16 protein-coding genes are annotated in these 20,940 nt (G+C 69.7%); 10 read left to right on the forward strand and 6 right to left on the reverse strand.

Features of this window, described 5'->3' with window-relative positions:
* The first annotated feature begins 190 nt into the window (after positions 1–190).
* The 3 genes from FJ887_RS16100 (at position 191) to manA (ending at position 6,186) form a co-directional block, all read left to right on the forward strand.
* Positions 191–1,690, forward strand: coding sequence for an LCP family protein (locus FJ887_RS16100; protein ID WP_137824142.1), 1,500 nt, complete (start codon positions 191–193; stop codon positions 1,688–1,690).
* 367 nt (positions 1,691–2,057) lie between these two features.
* Positions 2,058–4,646: an NlpC/P60 family protein gene (locus FJ887_RS16105; RefSeq protein WP_249356387.1), complete on the forward strand. Its 2,589-nt coding sequence runs from the start codon at positions 2,058–2,060 to the stop codon at positions 4,644–4,646.
* A gap of 217 nt (positions 4,647–4,863) precedes the next feature.
* Positions 4,864–6,186: a mannose-6-phosphate isomerase, class I gene (manA, locus tag FJ887_RS16110; protein ID WP_249356384.1), complete on the forward strand. Its 1,323-nt coding sequence runs from the start codon at positions 4,864–4,866 to the stop codon at positions 6,184–6,186.
* A 171-nt stretch (positions 6,187–6,357) separates the two neighbouring features.
* On the opposite strand, the gene FJ887_RS16115 is transcribed toward manA, so the two are convergent.
* The 4 genes from FJ887_RS16115 to FJ887_RS16130 are packed head-to-tail and all read right to left on the reverse strand — an operon-like array spanning position 6,358 to position 9,711.
* On the reverse strand, positions 6,358–7,023 hold the full coding sequence (locus tag FJ887_RS16115) for a CoA transferase subunit B (protein WP_137824140.1): 666 nt from the start codon (positions 7,021–7,023) through the stop codon (positions 6,358–6,360).
* 12 nt (positions 7,024–7,035) lie between these two features.
* Complete coding sequence (locus FJ887_RS16120) at positions 7,036–7,824, reverse strand: CoA transferase subunit A (protein ID WP_137824139.1); 789 nt, start codon at positions 7,822–7,824, stop codon at positions 7,036–7,038.
* Positions 7,812–8,537 carry a hypothetical protein gene (locus FJ887_RS16125; RefSeq protein ID WP_137824138.1) on the reverse strand — a complete coding sequence of 242 codons (726 nt, stop codon included), beginning with the start codon at positions 8,535–8,537 and terminating at the stop codon, positions 7,812–7,814. The genes FJ887_RS16120 and FJ887_RS16125 overlap by 13 nt, the downstream gene beginning before the upstream one ends.
* Positions 8,538–8,571: 34 nt before the next feature.
* Positions 8,572–9,711, reverse strand: coding sequence for a coenzyme F420-0:L-glutamate ligase (locus tag FJ887_RS16130; RefSeq protein WP_249356379.1), 1,140 nt, complete (start codon positions 9,709–9,711; stop codon positions 8,572–8,574).
* 499 nt (positions 9,712–10,210) lie between these two features.
* Here FJ887_RS16130 and FJ887_RS18605 point away from each other — a divergent pair, with 499 nt between their 5' ends.
* From FJ887_RS18605 to FJ887_RS16145, 3 genes are read left to right on the forward strand one after another with little or no spacing between them, the layout of a single operon-like run.
* Positions 10,211–10,471 carry a WhiB family transcriptional regulator gene (locus FJ887_RS18605; RefSeq protein WP_332839545.1) on the forward strand — a complete coding sequence of 87 codons (261 nt, stop codon included), beginning with the start codon at positions 10,211–10,213 and terminating at the stop codon, positions 10,469–10,471.
* Positions 10,468–13,629, forward strand: coding sequence for a glycosyl transferase (locus FJ887_RS16140; protein WP_181365671.1), 3,162 nt, complete (start codon positions 10,468–10,470; stop codon positions 13,627–13,629). Before FJ887_RS18605 ends, FJ887_RS16140 begins: the two co-directional genes overlap by 4 nt.
* Positions 13,626–15,083, forward strand: a complete 1,458-nt coding sequence (locus tag FJ887_RS16145) for a DUF5719 family protein (protein ID WP_137824136.1) — start codon at positions 13,626–13,628, stop codon at positions 15,081–15,083. Before FJ887_RS16140 ends, FJ887_RS16145 begins: the two co-directional genes overlap by 4 nt.
* A 33-nt stretch (positions 15,084–15,116) precedes the next feature.
* Here the strand turns inward: FJ887_RS16145 and FJ887_RS16150 are convergent, their stop codons facing one another.
* Complete coding sequence (locus tag FJ887_RS16150) at positions 15,117–15,485, reverse strand: metallopeptidase family protein (RefSeq protein ID WP_137824135.1); 369 nt, start codon at positions 15,483–15,485, stop codon at positions 15,117–15,119.
* Between the two features lie 172 nt (positions 15,486–15,657).
* On the opposite strand from FJ887_RS16150, the gene FJ887_RS16155 reads away from it, so the two are divergent.
* The 3 genes from FJ887_RS16155 (at position 15,658) to ahcY (ending at position 18,981) form a co-directional block, all read left to right on the forward strand.
* The gene (locus tag FJ887_RS16155) at positions 15,658–15,984 is read left to right on the forward strand and encodes a DUF3499 family protein (protein WP_249356376.1); all 327 of its coding nucleotides are present in this window, start codon (positions 15,658–15,660) and stop codon (positions 15,982–15,984) included.
* Between the two features lie 32 nt (positions 15,985–16,016).
* On the forward strand, positions 16,017–17,450 hold the full coding sequence (locus FJ887_RS16160; protein ID WP_137824133.1) for a phosphohexomutase domain-containing protein: 1,434 nt from the start codon (positions 16,017–16,019) through the stop codon (positions 17,448–17,450).
* A 70-nt stretch (positions 17,451–17,520) separates the two neighbouring features.
* Positions 17,521–18,981, forward strand: coding sequence for an adenosylhomocysteinase (ahcY, locus tag FJ887_RS16165; RefSeq protein ID WP_137824132.1), 1,461 nt, complete (start codon positions 17,521–17,523; stop codon positions 18,979–18,981).
* 16 nt (positions 18,982–18,997) lie between these two features.
* Here ahcY and FJ887_RS16170 read toward each other — a convergent pair whose 3' ends face one another.
* Positions 18,998–19,846, reverse strand: coding sequence for an RDD family protein (locus tag FJ887_RS16170; RefSeq protein WP_137824131.1), 849 nt, complete (start codon positions 19,844–19,846; stop codon positions 18,998–19,000).
* An 80-nt stretch (positions 19,847–19,926) separates the two neighbouring features.
* On the opposite strand from FJ887_RS16170, the gene FJ887_RS16175 reads away from it, so the two are divergent.
* Entirely contained in the window at positions 19,927–20,925 is a 999-nt protein-coding gene (locus tag FJ887_RS16175) for a stage II sporulation protein M (RefSeq protein ID WP_140955609.1), read from the forward strand.
* Positions 20,926–20,940 lie beyond the last annotated feature (15 nt).

The raw sequence follows: 20,940 nt of genomic DNA on the forward strand, positions 1-20,940 counted from the left end.
CTCCCGCTGAGGCAGTGTGAGGAGAAACACTGAGGCGCCGCGACATGCGCAGATCCCAGGTGCGGGAATCCACGGCGTCCACGCGACACAATGGATGAACACAGTGGACTCTGACGAAGCTTTGGCAGAGTGGTCACTGGCGCGGCCGCGAACGGCTGCTGCGAGAAGCGCGTGAGACGAAGGTGAGGCAGTGGCCGAGACGAAGTACATCGACCCCATTCACTATCCGTCGTACGCCTCGCAGCCGACGAGGGACGTCCGGGCGTGGTTGCTGCTTCTCGTCACCATCCTCCTGCCCGGTGGGGTCCAGCTGCTCTTCCGCAGCCGGCGCTGGGCGCGGGTCTCCCTGTCGATCACCGCGCTCAGCTGGCTGCTCCTCATCGTCGCTGTCATCGCGATCCTCATCAATCGCACGTTCGCGTTCACGATCGGCACGAACCCGATCATCCTCACGTTCCTCACGATCTGGGTGCCCATCGTCGGGCTCAACTGGTTCGTCTGCCTCATCGACACAATCCGCCGCATCCGGCTGGTCACACTGTCGAAGAAGGCCCGTCCGCGCTTCCTCGCCGCGTTCTGCGCGCTCATGCTCATCGTCGTCGGGCCGCTGGCCTGGGGGACGAACATGCTCAACAGCCAGCGCGGGCTCGTCAGCGACCTCTTCGCCTCGGGCAAGGTCGCCAAGCCCGTCGACGGACGCTACAACATCCTGCTCCTCGGCTCGGACGCCGGCAAGGGCAGGACCGGCATCCGCCCCGACTCCCTGTCACTCGTCTCGATCGACGCGGAGACCGGCAAGACCGTCATCATCGGCCTGCCGCGCAACATGCAGAACGTTCCCTTCGCCGAGGGCTCACCGCTGGCCTCGGTCTACCCGCAGGGCTTCAACTGCGGCAGCGAATGCCTGCTCAACGCCGTGTTCCAGCAGGGTGAGAAGTACAAGGACAAGTTCGAGGACCCGCAGCGGGCCGGCGAGCAGGCGACGATGGACGCCGTGTCCGCCGTGACCGGCCTTGAGGTCCAGTACTACGCGATGATCAACCTCAAGGGCTTCGAGAACCTCATCGACTCCCTCGGCGGCATCACCATCGTCTCGGGCAAACGCGTCCCGATCTCCTCGAAGGTCGACCCGACGACGGGCAAGCACGGACCGGTCAAGGGGTGGATCGAACCCGGAGAGCAGAAGCTCGACGGGTATCACGCGCTCTGGTACGCCCGGTCCCGCGAGTTCTCGAGCGACTACGAGAGGATGATCCGGCAGCGGTGCGTCCAGGAGGCGATGGTCAAGCAGCTCGACCCGGCCACCGTGCTCACCCGCTACCAGGACATCGCGAAGGCGACTCCCGGCGCCCTGTCGACGGACATCCCGTCGACGCAGGTCGACACCTTCGTCGACCTCGCGCTCAAGGTCAAGAGCCAGAAGATCGAGTCGCTTGACCTCACTCCGCCGCGCGTGACACCATCACAACCGGACTTCGCCGAGGCGCGGCGCCTGGTTGCCGAGAAGATCGACGCTGCCTCCAAGGACGCTGAGAAGCAGACCCAGGCGCTCGCGATGCCGGCAGGCGTCGGGGCGGGCGTGTCCGCGGACATCGGCACCGGTGCCGCGGTGACGGCATCCGGCACCGGCGACACCACTCCTGACGAGGGTGAAGAGTCCGACGCACGGGCGATCTGCTACGTCCCGTGAGGCTCCGGCGACCCGGTCGATGACGACCTGAGAACGCCTCGGCGAAAAAACTTTCGCACGGTGTGTCGCCTGTCAACACTGGGAACCACACCGGTGTAACTTTCCTCGTTCGTTATTTTTCCACTCTGACACGCCGGAAATGTGTAACAATTTTGAGATGTTGGGGTCGCCCACCGTATGCCGACGGTGAAGTGGACTCCCGGGCCTGAACTTCCCTGACTTCCTCGAAAAGGCTGTAACGATGAAATACATACTGCCCACTGTCGCGGGCTGCGCGTCTGTCGCGCTCGTCGGCACCTTAGCGGTCACGGCTACGGACGCCTTTGCTGCAACCGTCGAACCGGAAGTGACCCAAGAAGCGCTCAATGTGAGCGAAGACGGACTCGACGTCCCCGGCGCGCGCGATGCGAGCAGTGCCGGAGCCAGCGTCTCCAACCAGAGCGCGACCAATCTGCCCGACGTCTTCAAGTCGCAGTCGGCGCTGGCGGCCGCGGAGATCCCTGAGACGGTCAACGTCAGTGCTCAGCCGGTCGCTGCGACCGTCGCCCCCACCTCGGCGGGCCTGACCTCTCCCGAGGGGTCTGAGGCCCCGGCTGAGACTCCCGCACCCGCGGAGAGCACGGCTCCGGCCGAGACCGGCGACTCCGGAGAGGGCGAGGACGCTGCCGCCGATGACTCGCAGGACAGCGAGGACATCGCGGGCTCGGTGCGCCAGCAGACCGAGGACGGCGTCAACATCGCGCTCATCTCCGACGTCCTCGATGTGCCCACGAAGAACCCGAGCCTCGTCGGCGTCACCTTCTCCGATGCGCCGAGCACGATCCGCATCCAGGTCCGCGTCAAGAGCGATTCCGGCTGGGGAAACTGGCAGGACCTCGATGAGGACAAGCAGGAGGAGGCGAAGAACGAGGGCTCCGAGCCGTTCACCGTCAACGAGGCCAGCGGAGTGCAGCTGCGCATCCTCGGCGACAAGGCTCCCTCGGACGCCGAACTCGTTCTCGTCGACCCGAAGTTCTCCGAAGCCGATGCGCAGGCGGTCGCGGACAATGCGCCCGTCCAGATCGACCCGGCCGCCTCGGCGGCGGACTCCGGAACGACGGCACCGGCTGTCGACGAATCCGGCACCACCGACACCGGTGCGACCGAGGCCACGACGGTGTCGGCGACCGGTACTGCCACGGTGACGACGCAGAACTACGTGCCCGGTGACGCGCAGGTCAACACGGTCGCGAACTCCGCGAAGGTCCCCAAGCCCGACATCGCCTCGCGGAAGTCGTGGGGAGCGAAGTCGTACAAGGGCAGCCCGGACTACGCGAGCAGCATCAAGCAGGCCGTCGTCCACCACACCTCGGGATCGAACAGCTACTCGGCCGAGGACGTTCCCGGCATCATCCGCGGCATCCAGACCTTCCACCAGCAGGGTCGCGGATGGTCCGACATCGGATACAACGTCGTCGCCGACAAGTACGGTCGCCTGTGGCAGGCCCGTGACGGCGACATCTCGAAGGCCGTGATCGGTGCGCACACCTCCGGTCACAACACCGGCACGTTCGGCATCTCGGTGCTCGGCACGTACAACAGCTCGGCTCCGCCGAAGGTCACCCGCGACGCCGTCGCCTCGGCGATCGCGTGGAAGTTCTCGATGTACGGCCTCACCGCGAGCAAGTCGACGCTCGTCGGACACCGCGATCTCGGCAGCACCGACTGCCCGGGTGACGCGTTCTACGCGAAGCTCGGCGAGGTCCGCGACACCGTCAACAACATCCTCAAGTCCGGCGACCTGCCCTCGGACAGCAGCGATGACGACAAGACGGAGACCCCGAAGCCGGCTCCGCAGACCGCGATCGAGAAGTACGCCGCGGACAACAACCTCGGCAAGGCCACCGGCAACGAGTACGACGTCAAGGGCGTTGACGGCGCCAAGGCCCGCAACTACGAGAAGGGTGTCGTCTACTGGTCGCAGAAGACCGGCGCCTACCATGTCACCGGGGCGATCGCCTCGGCATACAAGGGTGATGCGATCACCCAGCTCGGGCTGCCCGTGAGCACGGAGAAGGGCGGCCTGAAGAACGGGGGCGTCTACCAGACGTTCTCGAAGGGCTCGTTCCACTGGTCGCCCCAGACCGGGGCGGCCTACACCACCGGCGTCCTCCTCGGCTACTGGAAGGACAAAGGCTACGAGCGCGGTCACCTCGGCTACCCGAAGTCCAACCCCGTGATCAAGGACGGCCGCGCCGAGCAGCTCTTCGAAGGAGCGAAGCTCGTGTGGGCCGAGGGCTACGGCACGACCGAGTTCTCCGCCAAGGGCACGATCTCGGGCACCGCGATCGATGAGAACGCGCCGGGCGACGCACCCCCGCCGGGGGACAGCGCCGCCGACGGCGGTTCGGGTGCAGACTCCGGGGAAGGTGCTGCAGCCGAGGGAAACGCCGACGGATCTGACAACGGCTCCGACAACGGCGGTTCGACCGACGAACCGACGCAGGAGCCCACCCCTTCGGATCCTCCGAAGGAAGAGCCCAAGCCGACCGAGCCTCCGAAGGAGGAGCCGAAGCCCACTGAGCCGCCCAAGGAGGACAAGCCCTCGAAGGAGGAGCAGATCCAGGCGCAGCGGGACAAGGTCATCGAACAGGCGAAGAAGTACGTCGGGACCAAGTACGTCTGGGGCGGCACCACGCCGAACGGCTGGGACTGCTCGGGCTACACGCAGTACGTCTACGGCAAGGCGGGCATCGATCTGCCGCGCACGACGAGCCAGCAGCGCAATGCCGGCAAGGAGATCTCGATCAAGGACGCCAAGCCCGGCGACCTCATCTGGATCCCCGGTCACATCGGAATCATCTCCGAGACCAAGGGCCAGATGTACGATGCGGGCTCGACGCGGACGAACACGACGAAGCGCAGCTACGAGTGGATGCTCAGCCGCGGCGCCAAGGTCATCCGGGTCATCGGCTGATCATCGTGCAGTGATCACTGGGGAGTGACCACTTCACCAGCGGCCCCCGAGACGCACTCGCGTCTCGGGGGCCGCTGCCGTGTGTGCGGTGAACACTGTGTGACCGGGCCTGAACAGAAAGTGAAGTCACGGCATCATCGCGGGAATCCGGCAGACGCACGCGCTACGGTTGAGGGATGGACGCGCGAGAGCGCACGGACGATACGCAGGAGAGGTGATGCCGGTGCGGCGGCTGCACAACACCGTGAAGAACTTCGACTGGGGCACCCCGGACGCGATCCCCGCGATCCTCGGCACCGTCCCGGACGGCACGCCGTGCGCCGAACTCTGGCTGGGAGCGCATCCGCTCAGCCCCTCACGACTCGAACTCTCCGCCGCCCAGGGCTCGCACGGGGCGGTCGGCTACGGACACGTCGGCTCGTCCTCGTCCGTCGACGTCCGCACCTCCGGCCGACTCGACCTCGGACCCAACCTCATCGAGTACATCGCCGGTGATCCCGAGGGGCTTCTCGGACGCGACTCGCTCGAGGTCTTCGGGCCCCGCCTGCCCTTCCTCCTCAAGATCCTCTCCGCGGAGAAGGCGCTGTCGATCCAGGTCCATCCCACCCCGGAGCAGGCCGCCGCCGGATACGCCCGGGAGGAGGAGACGGGACCGGAGCTCGACGCTCCCGACCGCAACTACAAGGACGCCTCGGCGAAGCCCGAGCTCATCTACGCCCTCACGGAGTTCCACGCCCTCTCCGGATTCCGCCCGCGCAAGGCGGTGCGGGCGACCTTCGAGCGGTTCCTCTCCCTGTCACTGTCGGCGTCCGCGCTCGACTTCCTCGGTGAGATCCTCGCGTCGCTCAAGGCGCTCAGCGATGCCAAGGCGTTCGCGCGGACCGTCGAGCTCATCCTCGGCGACGACCGCGCGCCGGGACTCGTCGCGGAGATCGCCGGCCAGGACTTCGCGACCCCGCCGCGCGGGCACGCCTCCCAGCTCGGCACGGCCGTCGATCCGATGCAGACCTTCGTCGAGCTCGTCACCGACTATTCGGACGATCCCGGAGTCCTCGTCGCGCTCATGCTCTGCCGCGTCCACCTCCAGCCGGGCGAGGCGCTCGCGATGGAATCGGGGATCCTCCACGCCTACCTCGGCGGGACGGGGATCGAGATCATGGCCTCGAGCGACAACGTCCTGCGCGGGGGCCTGACGAGCAAGCACGTCGACATCCCCGAACTCACCCGGATCGCGACGTTCGCGGCCGCGCCTCCGCAGCTCCTCGAGCCCGACCGCGACGGCGTCCTCACCGGTGCGACCGAGGACTTCGCACTCCAGGCCCTGCGGTGCCCGCGCCTGACACGCATCGACCGGCGCGGGGCGGCCATCGTGCTGTGCACCTCGGGGACGATCACACTGACGTCGGTCGGGAACTCGACGACGCTGACGCGGGGACAGAGCGTCTTCATCGGCGCCAACGAACCCGCCGTCACGGCCGACGGCCACGGCGACCTCTTCGTCGCGACCACCGGACTCGATCGCGCGCTGCCCTTCGCCTGAGCGGATCGCTCTTCCCCTGAGAGGAGTCCGGAAGGGTCTGCGGGCCGGACAGCGCACGAGGCCGCTGCCCACCGACACTCCGATGGAGCGTCAGCGGGCAGCGGCCTCGTGTCGCGCACGTGCGTCCGCGCTGCCGGCAGTGCGTACCGCCGGCAGCGAGCCGCGCGGGTCTCAGACGTCGGGGACGGTGATGGTCGTGACGTCGTCGGGGACGATCACCTCGGCGCCGGTCTTCTCCTTGACCTCCTCGACGGTGACTCCCGGTGCGAGCTCGACGAGGGTGAAGGCGTCACCGGAGACATCGAGGACGGCGAGGTCGGTGATGACGCGTTCGACGACGCCCTTGCCCGTCAGCGGCAGGTCGCAGGCGCCGAGCAGCTTGTGCGTGCCGTCCTTCGCGACGTGGTCCATGACGACGATGACGCGCTTGGCGCCGTGGACGAGGTCCATCGCACCGCCCATGCCCTTGACCATCTTGCCGGGGATCATCCAGTTCGCGATGTCGCCGTTGACCCCGACCTGCATCGCGCCGAGGATCGCGGCATCGATCTTGCCACCGCGGATCATGCCGAAGCTCGCCGCCGAATCGAAGTACGAGGCGCCCGGCAGCATCGTCACGGTCTCCTTGCCCGCGTTGATGAGGTCGGGGTCGAGCTCGTCCTCAGTCGGGTACGGCCCGACGCCGAGGAGGCCGTTCTCCGACTGGAGGACGAGCCGCACCCCGTCGGGCACGTAGTTCGGGACGAGGGTCGGCATGCCGATGCCGAGATTGACGTAGCTGCCGTCGGCGAGCTCCTGCGCCGCGCGCGCGGCCATCTGGTTGCGTGTCAGTGCCATGGTCGGCTCTCCTCAGGCGTTCGCGGCGGTCGGGGTCGGGCGGAGGGTGCGCTTCTCGATCGGCTTGTCGGCGATCTGCTCCGCCGTCAGCGGGACGACACGGTGGACGAAGACACCGGGCAGGTGCACCTCGTCGGGATCGATGTCACCGGGTTCGACGAGCTTCTCGACCTCGGCGATCGTGATCCGACCGGCCTGCGCGGCCGGGGGATTGAAGTTGCGGGCCGAGGAGTGGAAGACGAGATTGCCGTCGCGGTCGCCGACGGCGGCGCGGACGAGGGCGTAGTCGGGGGCGAGCGACTCCTCGAGGACGTAGGTCTTCTCCTCGCCGAAGGTGTCGAAGACCCGGGTGTCCTTCGCCGGGGACTCCTTGATGACATTGCCGTCCGCGTCGTACTTCCACGGCATGCCGCCCTCGGCGACCTGGGTGCCCGCGCCGGTGATCGTGTAGAACGCGGGAATGCCCGCACCGCCGGCGCGCAGCTTCTCTGCGAGCGTGCCCTGCGGGGTGAGCTCGACCTCGAGCTCACCGGAGAGGTACTGCCGGGCGAACTCCTTGTTCTCCCCGACATAGGACGCGATGATCCGCCGGATCCGATGGTCGGCGAGCAGCACCCCGAGCCCGCGGCCGTCGACGCCCGCGTTGTTCGAGATCACCTCGAGGTCTGTCGTCCCCTGTTCCCTGATCGCGCGGATGAGGAATTCGGGGACTCCGACGACCCCGAATCCGCCCACGGCGATCGACGATCCATTGGCAATATCGGCCACCGCTTCTGCGGGCGTATCAACTACTTTGTCCATGTCCCCAGTCTGCCACGGACCTCACCGAGCTCCCGTGCGAGGTCCGCGATGCGAGCCTCATCGACTCCCGTGCCGAGCACGGTCTCACCGCCGCCGAGGAGGTGGCCGAGCAGGTCCGGCCACTGGTCCTCGTGCGGGGTCGAGTGGGAGACGAGGATCCCCGCCGGGCGACCAGCAGGCATCTCCGCAGTCCACGGGATCTCCGTCGTCCCCGCGGGCCCGAGGACCGCGAGGGTGCCCGAGCCGTCGAGGCGGCGCGGGGTGACGTCGGGATACGCGCGGATCGCGGAGTTGACGTCGATGAAATCGGCATCGACCGGAGTGCTCAGCGCCAGGGCGGGGGGATTGAAGACGAAGATCTCCTCCGCCGAGGCGATCGCCGGGTCCGATTCGAACCCGAGCGGGACGAGCGCGTGGAAGTCCCCGTCCGGAACGGCCGACTGCTCGCCCCCGGCACCACCCTGCGCGCCGAGGACGACACGGCCACCGGCGAGGAGGACGCTGAGGATCGCGACGAGCTCGCGCCAGTGGAGACCGCCGGGCAGCGGGACGAAGAGGGTGAAGTCGGGGCCGAGATCGTAGTCGCCGAAGAGACCGACTCCCTTATTCACCCAGTTCGCGATGACCGGGCCGGTGAGGTCGAGGGTGTCGAAGTTGGGCCCGCGCCAGAAGAGCACCGGGCCGCCGGTGCGAGCGAGGCGGGTGAGATCCATGGGTCCTGCTTTCTCAGCGTGTGCTGTCGGGGGATCAGTGCGTGCTGTCGGGGGAGAGGAGACCGATGTCGATCGTCACTCCGCGCGGGAAGCTGCCGAGATCCCCCTCGGCCCAGTGCCACTTCGTCGTCGCGGAGAGATCCTCGGCGAAGAGCGCGGTGTGCATGCGCTCGACGAGGGAGCCGAGGCCGACCATCGCCTCGAGGATCGGCGGTCCGTCGGCCTGGGTCGTCGCCGGGGAGGTCGAGGGGCTCATGATGATCCGCGAGCCGGACCCCTCGATGCGCATCCGCCAGGCCGCATGACCGGGGGTGCGCGCGTTGCCGCCGCGGACGACGCGGATCGCTCGGGAGACGCGCTCGAGGATGTCGTCGCCCCCGTCCCCGGCAGGAGCACGGCCGGGCACGGAGTCGACGCCGAGCCCGCGCTGGATCGCCTCGACGTGTCCGAAGCGGAACCAGTCCTCACCGAGGTCCCGGCACAGCGCCTTCGCTCCATCGCCACCGTTGTCGAGGTAACCGCCGGCACCGCGGATCAGCGCCATCGGCAGACCGCGGGCGGCCCCCTTGACGAGGTCGGCGGCGGCGGCGATCTCATCGCCGACGGCCCGCACGGTCACCGTCTGCACGCGCCCGTCGTCGTCGGGCAGTCCGCGCTGATCGTCGAGGCCGGAGAACCCGGAGAGGCCGAGCGCGATGTCGCCGACCCCGACCCGCCACGGCCGCGAGGTCGTATCGGAGACGACGACGCCGATGCGCACTGCGAAGGCCTCCTCGACCCGGGCGCGCAGCCGGGCGGCGGACCGGTCGGCGTCGGTGGGGTGGAGGACGACGTCGCCTCCGGAGTTCGACTGGTCGAGACCGGCCGCGGCCTGCACCGTGCCGGCCTGAGTCCGCACGACCTGGACCGTCGTTCCCGAGGCATAGCTGCGTTCGGCCACGAGGTGGGTCGAGGACGCTCGGACGAGGTCTTCGAACTCGGCCCGATCGGCCACCGAGGTCAGGCGTCCGTCGGCCTTCGACACGACCTTCGAGGCGATGACGAGGATGTCGCCGTCCTTGAGATCGATGCGGTTGCGCCGCAGACTGGTGATGAGGATGCCCGCGAGGTCCGAACCGGGCCGGATGTCCTCATCGAGGGGAGGCGCGTAGACGGTCAGCAGTCTGTCGTTCATGCCTGCTCGCGGACCGTCACCCTGGCTCATTCCTCCATATTCCCATCACAGCCGAACGAATCCGAAATTCTCACGATCCCATCAGGTGGGCACCATGGATTGTGGCAGGTGCGCATGCCGGTCACCATATCTTGTGTTCGCGGCGCGTGTGTATGTGAAGGTGTGTTCGAATACGCGGTTTCTCCCCGCTTGGATACTGCACGAGGGCTTGACTCAGCGGTAATGACACGCGTGTAATTTATACCTAAGGGGAACGCGCTTAGCACGAATTCTCGGATTCGCATGGCACAACACGCTGAGCGTGAGAAAGGGGAGAACCGTGCAGAGCGCACAGAGCAAGAGACTGGAAGACGAGGAGTTCGTCTCCGTACCGGGGGTGACCTCCCGCAGCGCCGGCGACTGGTTCGTCGAACCCGGCGCCCGCACACCGGACACGCTGCCGGACCCATTGGCGATCGATCCGAACGACCTCACACCGCTGCCCGTCGACGATGCGGCAGTGTCGCCGCTCTCGCTCCTCCTCGGCGCCGCCGAAGACGGCGAACTGTCGTGGCAGGACCAGGCGCTGTGCGCCCAGACCGACCCTGAGGCGTTCTTCCCGGAGAAGGGCGGATCGACCCGCGAGGCCAAACGCGTCTGCGAGTCCTGCGAGGTGCGCTCCGAATGCCTCGACTACGCGCTGGCCAACGACGAGCGGTTCGGGATCTGGGGCGGCATGTCCGAGCGCGAACGCCGTCGACTCAAGAAGCGAGTCGTGTGAGACCTGCCGTCACGGTCGTCGTCATCTCCGGCGACGACTCCCGCAAGGCCGAGCTCGAAACCACCCTGGGCAGGATCCACCCCGAGATCCCCGTCGTCGATCTCGGGGGCCTTGCCGTCTCCGAGGCGCTGGCCCTGCCGGCCGTCGCCGGCAGCGACTACCTGTGGTTCCTCACACCCGACTCCCGTCCCGCGCCCGGGTGCCTCGACGAGCTCCTCGATGCGATGAGCGCCGCGGACTCGGTCGCCGCGGTCGGGCCGAAGCTCTTCAGCGGCGAGCGGATCGTCTCCGCCGGGGTGACGACCACCTCGGCGGGGGTGCGCGTCAATCCTGTGGGGTCGGGAGAGCTCGACCAGGGACAGCGGGACGGGGAATCCGAGACGCTCGCGCTCGACCTGCCCGGCATGCTCATCGCCACCGGCGACCTCGATCGCATCGGCGCTCCCAGCCGCGGACTCGGCCCGGCCTACCGCGGCATCGAATACTCCCGTCGCCTCCGCGACCTCGGACGGCGGGTGGCACTCGCCCCCGGCGCTCGACTCGACATCTCGTCGGCCGAGGCGGCTCAGCTCGGCACCTCGGCCAAGCCCCCGTCCTCGCGCGGCCAGGTGCGCACCGAACAGCGCTACCGGCTCAGCCTCGCCCGGCCCGGCCTCGTCCCACTGCTCATCACCCTGGCCGCGACCCAGCTCGGTTCCGGGCTGCTCTCCCTGCTCGGCAATGACGTCCGCACCGCCGGCTGGCGCTTCGCCGCGCTTGTCGGCCTGCCCGCCGACGTCCGCGCGACCGCCCGCCTGCGCCGGGCCAACGCGAAACGCGGCCGGCTCGCGAAGCGCGCGAACACCGCGCACCTCGACTCGCTCTTCGCCGACCCCGAGGAACTCGCCGTCCACCGGCGCAGCATGGCCGCGCGCGGCGCCGGGACCGGCTCCGGCGACGGCGACCACGACTCCCTCGACGAGGCCGACCTCAATCAGGTCGGTGACACCGAGGAGGCCATCGACTCGTTCTCCCGCCTCGAGGTCAGCGGCGGCGCCGGCATCTTCACGCACCCGCTCTTCCTCCTCATCCTCGCCTCCGGTCTGCTCAGCGGCCTCGTCTCGCACCGGCTCGTCGGTCCCGGACACCTCGTCGGGGGTGCGCTGGGGTCGACCGACATCGGCTACGGGGAGCTCGTCACGCGGCTCCTCGGCGGCTTCCTCGACGCCGGCACGGGCATCGACGCCCCGGCCGATCCGCTCCAGCTCGTCCTCGCGGTGCTCGGTCTGCCGTTCCTCGGCAACCTCGACGTCGCGGTCCGCGTCCTCATCCTCGCCGCCCCGATCGCGGCGGCGATCGCCGCGTACGCGTGCGCCGGCATCCTCGTGTCCGGCAAGTGGGTCCGCGGTTTCGCCGGTCTCCTGTGGCTCGTCGCCCCGCTCTTCGTCATGGGGCTCTCGACCGGCCGCCTCGGCGTCATCCTCGTGTGGATCGCCGCACCGCTGTTCATCATCGCGCTCACCCGCAGCCTCCGCACCGGCTCGGTCTCGGCGGCCGCGGCGGCCGGGCTGCTCCTCGTCGTCATCATCGCCGGCGTCCCGCTCATGCTCGTGGTCGGCCTCGTCCTCACGATCGCCCTCGTGGTCCGCCGGCGGGGTCTGCGTCATCTCTGGCTGCTCGCCCCGACCCTTGTGCTCACGTGGCCGTGGCTCGCCGGGGTCGTCACCCACCCCGGCACCCTGTTCGTCATGCCCGGTCAGACGCTGTCGCCGGGCACCGCTCCGACGTATCTCCTCGCTGTCGGGTTCCCCGCCCCGCTCGATCCCACGTGGCTGACAGGACTGCTCGAACCGCTCGGGGTGACCGGCGTCAGCCAGCTGTGGGCGCTCGTCATCGTCCTGCCGATGCTCCTGCTCGCCTTCCTCACCCTCATCGAGGCCAGGATCCCGCTCACGGTGCTCACCTGGGCGGTCGGGCTCTACCTCACCGGCCTCGTCGTCTCGATCATCCAGGCGCACCTGCCCGCCCAGGTCGGCCCGTTCGCGCTCATCGGGTCGTACCCGGCGGCCGGAGTGACGCTGACGAGCATCGGTGCGATCGCGCTCCTCGTCCTCGGCGCCGACCGCCTCACCGCGGCCCCGCGCAGAGTCTCCCGGGTTCCCCTGCGCGTGCTCACCGGCCTCGTCGCCGTCGCCGCCGTCGGCCTCGCCGTGCTCGGCACCGGTCCTGCCTCCGAGGCGGTGTCGACGACGGAGGACGGCACTGTTCCCGCCCTCGCCGCCGACCGGGCCGCCGGACCCACGGAGGCCCGCACGCTGCGCCTCGACGCCGTCGACGGCGACGTGCTCGCCACCCTGCTCTCGACCGCTGACGGCACCGTCATCGGCACCTCGACCGTGGCCTCCGCCGAGGCGGTCGGCGGTCCGCCGTGGCAGCGGCGACCGCTGCCCATCGGCGAGGACGAGGTCCTCGTCGCCCAGGCCGCGGCCGCGCTGTCGGCCGACGACGCCGGCGACGTCCGCGAGCTGCTCGGCCGCCTCGGCGTCGATTTCGTCCTCGTCGACGAGGACGACGCCGCGCTGCGCTCCTCCGTGGCCGCAGCGACCGGCCTCGTCGAGGTCGGACCGACGGATGCGGGTGTGCTCTGGAACGTCGACAAGCCCTACAGCGGCCGCTTCCTCGTCCGCGAACCCGACGGCACGCTGTCGACGGCACCGCGCTCCGGGGAGACGATCGACATCGCGCCCGGCGCGGACGGGCGCACGCTCGTCGTCGCCGAGGCCGCACACGGGACGACCGCGAGCATCGACGGAGAGGACCTCCCGCGCCCGGCCGAACCGGATCAGGCGTGGGATGAGCAGTTCACCCTGCCGGCCGCGGGCGGCACCGTCGAACTCGACGATGCGTCACCGCTGATGGCGGCCGGGGTCATCGCCGGCTGGGTGCTCGGTCTCCTCTGCCTCATCGTCGCCCTGCCCATCGGCAGCCGCCGCCCCGGCCCGAACCGTGCCATGCGGCGGGCCGAGCCGGCGACCCCACGAGGGGAATCCGAGACCGCGGCGCAGCGCACCGCCCCTGACGACACCGCCACTGAAGGCACCCCCGCTGACGACAGGGCACCACTGGACGGCTCGTCGGCTGACGGTGCCGCAACGGACAAGTCGGAGGAGAGAGCATGAGGCTCGGCCGCAGCACCGTGACATTCGCAGCGATTGCCGTTCCCGGCATCCTCATCGCCACGACGTCGTTCCTCACCCCGCTGCCGGCGGGCACGCTCAGTCGCAGCCCCGAACAGGTGCGCATGCCGACCGCAGACACCCAGGTGATCTGCCCGGGACCGCTGCTCACCGATCAGGCCGCCGAGGGCACCGACGCCGAGTTCGTCGACGATTCGAACGTCAGCACCCGCGTCGTCTCCGCGACCGCCCCGATCAGTGCCGCCGACGGCTCCGTGAGCGCCTCGCGTCTCCAGGTCGCCACCCTCGGCGGGTCCCCGGACTTCGACAACCCCGCTTCAGGAGGTTTCGTCTCCGGCGACGATGCGGTCGAGAACACGAAGATCGTCACCGGCTTCGCCCGTCCCGGAGCCCCCGCCCTGACCACGGCGCTCCAGACCGTCGAAGGCACCTCCGGGGACCTCACGGGGCTCGCCACCCTCACATGCGCGGCACCCGCGGCGAACTTCCGGATCGTCGCCGGATCGGGTGAGGCGGGATCGAACTCGCAGCTGCTGCTGAGCAACCCCGGCAGCGTGCCCGTCCAGGCCCAGGTCCAGGTGATGACCCCCTCGGGATCGCGGGGTGAACCGACCGAGCTGAGCATCCGGGCCGGCTCCCAGCGGGCCGTCCGCCTGGCCGGACTCGCCGCGGGCGCCCCCGAACTCGCCGTCGACGTCTCCGTCGACGGGGGAGTCCTCGCCGGCTCGATCCAGGAGACGAAGCTCGACGGGCTCACCCCGCAGGGCATCGACCTCGCCGCGCCGGGGGCACCGGCCGCGAACCAGCAGGTCCTCACGGGACTCGACGGCAGGAGCGTGCGCGTGCGCGTGGCCAACCCCGGTGACGATCTCGCCGAGGTGGCCCTCAAGGCCTACGGTCCCGACGGGGAGGTCGACATCCCCCGTTCGGCGCTCACCGTCGTCGCCGGGGGCGTCGCCGAGGCCGACCTCGGCGAGCTCACGGCCACGAGCCTCGTCCTCCAGTCCGACCAGCCCGTCCAGGCCTCGGCATCCGTGGCGACGAATCCCGACGGGGGAGCCGGCGACTTCGCGACGATCACCGCCACCGAAGGCCTCGCCGACGCACAGCTCATGGCCCTGCCGCGGACCGGGACCGCACAGCTCTTCCTCTCCCCGGGGCAGGGGCAGGTGCAGGTCAGCGGCATGCTCGACGACGGCTCCCTGACCGACCCGCGCACCGTCGACCTCAACCCGACCGCGACGACGACCCTGGCTCCGGCCGAGATCTCCTCCGAAGCGGTGCGCGCCCTCGTCATCAGCGGACAGGGCGCTGCCGGGTCACAGGCCGACGGCGTCCATGCGAGCCTCGTCGTGACCTCGGACAGCGGGCTGTCGGCAGTCATGCCCGCGCCGGCCCCGGCCGGCGTCGCCTACCGCGACATCCGACTCGACTGAGGAGCCGGCTCGGCCGCAGGCCGGCTGTGTCGTTCAGCCCTGCGCGCCGCGCAGCAGCGCGACCTGGTCGGCGATCACCTCGGCGATGAGGGTCTCCCGTGTCCCGCCGAGGCTGTGGTATTCGATGGGCCGACGATAGAGCACGATGTGCGTGCGGCGCTGCGGGGTCGCGGGGAACACCCGACCGAAGCTCGGCTCCGTCGACCCCGGCGGGGGGACGACATCGATGGCGAGGACCACCTCGGCGAGGAGATCGGGCTCCTGCTCACGGTGCCGGGCGAACTCCTCGGCGGCGACCCGCGCGAAGGACTCCGCCCGGGTCGCGCGCGCGGGGACATTCGCGCGGAAGAGGGGGGACCTCAGGCCCCGTCCGTGCCGGTCCCGGCGGCGTCTGAAGCTCATGGTCGATGATTCTACCGAGACCCCTGCCCGTCCGCGGAGGAAACCCGCAGAACTCGTCGGCCGCTCGGCCCGGCCACCGGGGAACGGCCAGTGACAGCGTGTAAAGTGAACGACTGTGTCAGCCTTGCGAACGTGCTCGAAAGTCAGCTGCTCGCGCAGCGCCTCCGCGACCATGACCTATGTGCATGCGGACGCGTGTGTCGTCGTCGGTCCCCTCGCCCGCCGCGCCGAACCCGGCGCCCACGACCTCTGCGCCGATCACGCCGCCCGGCTCACCCCGCCGGTGGGCTGGGAGCTCATCCGCATCGGCGCGTCCGAGGAACCGCCCGAGCGCACCCATGACGATCTCCTCGCGATCGCCGACGCGGTGCGCGAGGCCGCGGCGACCCCCGCACCTGGCCGCGCGAGCGGACCGCGCGCCGTCGACGCCGACACCGACTCCGACGCCGATTCCGGGCAGGGCCGCAAGCACGGTCACCTGCGCATCATCGGCCCGTGAGCGCCTCCGACGATCTCCACGAAGGACACCCCATGACCCTCCCCGCCTCCCGTGCCCGCGCCCTGGCCACCGCCGTCGGCGCCTACGACATCCGCGGGAGGATCCCCGACGAACTCGACGACGACATCCTCTTCGCCCTCGGCTGGGCCACGGCCACCGCGATGGCGGAGATCCACGGCAGCACCGAGGTCGTCGTCGGCCATGACATGCGCCCGAGCTCCCCGGGATTCGCCGGGGCCTTCGCCGCGGGCGTCGCCGCCGCGGGTCGGCGCCCGGTCCTCCTCGGCCTCTGCTCGACCGACCAGCTCTACTTCGCCTCCGGGATCTTCGACCTGCCCGGGGCGATGATCACCGCGAGCCACAATCCCGCCGACTACAACGGGATCAAGATCTGCGGCCCCCGTGCCGGCGGCGTCAGCCTCGACTCCGGACTCGGACGGATCCGCGACCTCGCCCCCGACGCCCCGGCGCCTGAGCCGGAGGCCGCCCCGGTGCCCGTCGACGAGCGCGCGGCGGCGACGATGCGGGGCAGCTATGCCCAGCGCATCCGTCAGCTCACCCACGTCGACGGCGTGCGCGGTCTGCGCGTCGTCGTCGACTGCGGCAACGGCATGGCCGGACGGCTCCTCGACGAGGTCTTCGGCACCGCCGCGGGGCTGCCCGAGCTCGACCTCGACGTCATCGGCCTCTACACCGAACTCGACGGGACGTTTCCCAACCATGAGGCCAACCCCCTCAAACCCGAGAACCTCGTCGACGTGCAGAGGGCGGTCGTCGAGTATGGCGCCGATCTCGGGCTCGCCTTCGACGGCGACGCCGACCGGTGCTTCTTCATCGACGAGACCGGAGCGACGCTGTCGGCCTCGGCCGTCGGCGCTCTCGTCGCCGAACGCGAGATCACCCGCGCCCGGGCCGCCGGCGCCCAGACGCCCGCGGTCATCCACAACCTCATCACCTCCCGCAGCGTCCCCGAGGCGATCGCCGCCGCCGGCGGTCGCGCGATCCGCTCGAAGGTCGGCCACTCCGGGATCAAGACCCTGATGCGCGAGGAGCACGCGGTCTTCGCGTGCGAGCACTCCGCGCACTTCTACTTCGAGGAGTTCTACGGCGCGGATTCGGGCATGCTCGCCGCCTGCCACCTCATCACCGCTCTCGCCACCGCCGGCGGCCTGGCCTCGAGCCTCGTCGCCGCCTACGACACCTACCGCCAGTCGGGGGAGATCAACTTCACCGTCGCCGATCCCGATGCCGTCCTCGCCGCGTTCGCCGCGGCCGCCGCCGACTTCGGTCCCGGGCGCATCGAGGAACTCGACGGGATCAGCGTGCAGGGCGAGGACTGGTGGGTCAACCTGCGCAAGTCGAACACCGAGCCGCTCGTGCGGCTCAACGTCGAAGCGCCCGACGAGGCGCGCGTGCGCGAACTCACCGACCTCGCCACCGTCATCGTCTCCGGCCGGGCCGCCTGAGCCTGCCGCACCGACACTCAGCCGCACTGACTCTCAGCCGCACCGACACCCCACCGCACAAGGAGGCACCGTGCTCGAACCCACTGACTTCCAGGTCGCCGATCTCAGTCTCGCCGAGGCGGGTCGCCATCAGATCCGACTCGCCGAACGCGAGATGCCCGGTCTCATGGCTCTGCGCGAGGAGTACGCGGAACAGGCTCCGCTGGCCGGTGCCCGCATCGCCGGCAGCCTCCACATGACGGTGCAGACGGCCGTGCTCATCGAAACGCTCGTCGCCCTCGGCGCGCAGGTGCGCTGGGCGAGCTGCAACATCTTCTCGACCCAGGACGAGGCCGCGGCGGCCGTCGTCGTCGGTCGCGGCACCCCCGAGGCCCCCGAGGGCGTGCCCGTCTTCGCGTGGAAGGGCGAGTCCCTGCCCGAGTACTGGTGGGCCGCCGACCGGATCTTCGACTTCGCCGACGGACCCAATCTCATCCTCGACGACGGCGGGGACGCGACGATGTACGTCCTTCAGGGTGCGGCCGCCGAAGCGGCCGGACGCGTGCCGAGCGCAGCCGAGGACGATCCCGAGGAGTACCAGGCGTTCCTCGCCCAGCTCGAATCCGCGATGACCGCGGCACCCGGGCGCTTCACCGCGCTGGCCGCCGGCATCCGCGGAGTGAGCGAGGAGACGACGACCGGAGTCAACCGGCTCTACCGCCTCGCCGAGGCGGGGGAGCTGCCGTTCCCCGCGATCAACGTCAACGACTCCGTGACGAAGTCGAAGTTCGACAACCGCTACGGCATCCGCCATTCCCTGCCCGATGGGCTCAACCGCGCCACCGACGTCCTCATCGGCGGCAAGATCGCCGTCATCGTCGGCTACGGCGACGTCGGCAAGGGCGCCGCCGAGGCGCTGCGCGGTCAGGGGGCACGGGTCGTCGTCACGGAGATCGACCCCATCTGCGCCCTCCAGGCGACGATGGACGGCTACCAGGTCGCCCTCCTCGACGATGTCGCCGCCGAGGCCGACATCGTCATCACGACGACCGGCAACACCCGGGTCGTCGGCGTCGAGACGCTCCAGCGGCTCAAGTCCGGGGCGATCGTCGGCAACGTCGGGCACTTCGACGACGAGATTGACCTCGCCGGTCTGCGCCGCCTGCCCGGGGTGTCGACGATCGAGATCAAACCGCAGGTCCACCAGTGGACGGTTCCCGTGCCCGCCGAGCTCGGACTCGATCGGGAGACCACGGAGATCCTCGTCCTCTCCGAAGGCCGCCTGCTCAACCTCGGCAATGCCACGGGCCACCCGTCGTTCGTCATGAGCGCCTCGTTCAGCAACCAGGTGCTCGCCCAGATCGAACTGTGGGCCGCGCACTCCGACTACGACAACTCGGTGCACCGGCTGGCGAAGGAGCTCGACGAGAAGGTCGCCCGCCTCCATCTGCCCGCCCTCGGAGCGCGCCTGAGCGAGCTGACGAAGGAGCAGGCCGAGTACATCGGCGTCGACGTCGCCGGTCCCTTCAAACCCGATCACTACCGGTACTGAGGCGGGCGCAGCCTCGTCAGCGGCGGTGCTCGCCCGGCGTGGTCTCGGCACGCATCCGCAGGCCGTGCGGCAGATGGTCGATGCCGGCGCGGAACCGGCGTGCCTGCGCATCTCGGCGCTGCTGCTTCGCGGCCTCGGTCACCCGCTGCCGGTGGGCGATCGCGGAGAGGAACTGCTCGGGCAGGGTGCCCTCCGGCGGGGCGGGGGCGACATGGGGATTGAGCTCCGTGGCGAGTTCGATGGCCCGCTGCCACCGGGACTCGTGGCTGAGGTTCGGGGCGATCGCGAGGAACGCGACGATGCGCCGGTGCAGTCCCGTCGGCACCGCGGAGACATCGGTCTCGCTCAGCCACTGGACGAGCTGCGGGGCGACGTGGGTGGTGACCGGCGGGGGCGGGCTCGTGCGTTCGCTCACCGCAAGCGTCCCGGCCAGATAGTCGCCGAGGCGCTTGGTCTGCGGTGAGACGAGACCGGAGAGCGCGGCGAGCCCGCCGCCGGTCGCGAGCACCTCGAAGGGCCACAGGAGCGCGCGGATGACGGAGTGCCGCACCCGGATCGCCCCGCCGTCGTCGCGGACGATGCGCAGACCGAGGATGAGCTTGCCGACCGACCGGCCCTTCGTGAGCACCTCGACGAGCATCGGCAGGAGGACGAAGACGCTGATGCTCATGATCGTCATCACCGACCCGAGGATGAGGGTGTTGACCTCGACGATCCGCAGAAGCAGCCAGAACATGCCGATGAGCAGACCGATGTTGACGAGGCTGTAGATGAGCCAGTCGATGGCGCAGCTGAGCGCCCGGGCGGCCAGCGCTGCCGGCTGGACGCTGAGTTCGACGGCTTCACCGGTCACGAGAGTGCTCACCCCACCATCCTGGCACACCGAGGCGGTCGCCCGCCTGCGGCACAGACTCGGACCGGTTCCCGATCGTCTAGGGTGGAGGCATGGATCCGAACCTGCTGGCCGAGATGCACGGCGAGAACTGGCGGGAGCTCGCGGATCTCGCGAAGCGCAATCGGCTCGATCCGGCGCAGTCGCAGCGCTTCCTCGACCTCTACCGGGCGGCGTCGAAGGACCTCTCCCAGATCATGACGGTTGCCCCGGACTCCCTCGAGGCGGCGCGGCTCTCGGCGATCGTCCACCGGGCGCGGAACCACCTCTCGTCGGTGCCGGCCGGCGGTCTGTCCGGCATCGCCCGCTACTTCGCCATCGCACTGCCGCTGTCGATCTACCGGCTGCGCTGGGACTTCGTCGTCATCGCCCTCGCGTTCCTCGCCGCCTCGGTGCTCGCCGGGGTGTGGGCGGGCACCCACCCGGAGGTCCTCGACACGTTCGGCGACTACGAGTACCGGCGGCAGTTCGCCGAACAGGACTTCGTCGAGTACTACAAGGAGAACCCCAACGGCTTCTTCGCCATCGGCGTGTGGACGAACAACGCGTGGATCGCCGTGCAGTTCGTCCTCCTCGGCGTCACCGGTGTCTTCGTCCTCCAGGGACTGCTCCTCAACGCCGTCAACGTCGGCTTCTCCGGGGCGATGATGTTCGAGTTCGACCGCGGTGCCGACTTCTTCCTCTACATCCTTCCCCACGGCATCCCGGAGATCAGCTGCATCCTGCTCGCCGCGGCCGCCGGCCTGCGGCTCTTCTTCGCCTGGGTGATCCCCGGCCCGCAGCTGCGCCGCACGAAGCTCGCCCGGGAGGCGCGCTCTCTCCTCGTCGTCGCCGGGGGACTCGTCATCATGCTCTTCCTCTCGGGTCTCATCGAGGGCTTCGTCACGCCCAATCCGCTGCCGCCGGCCCTGAAGATCGCGATCGGCGTCGCCTACACGGCCGCCATCGTCGTCTACGCGGGAACGCTCGGAAGGCGAGCAGCCCGGGCGGGGCTGTCGGCGGACCTCGAGGACCACGAGGCGGGTTACGCGATCGTCGCCACCGACCGGTGACCGCGCCGAGAGGAC

This window comes from Brevibacterium sp. XM4083 (assembly GCF_006489205.2).
Lineage (GTDB): Bacteria > Actinomycetota > Actinomycetes > Actinomycetales > Brevibacteriaceae > Brevibacterium.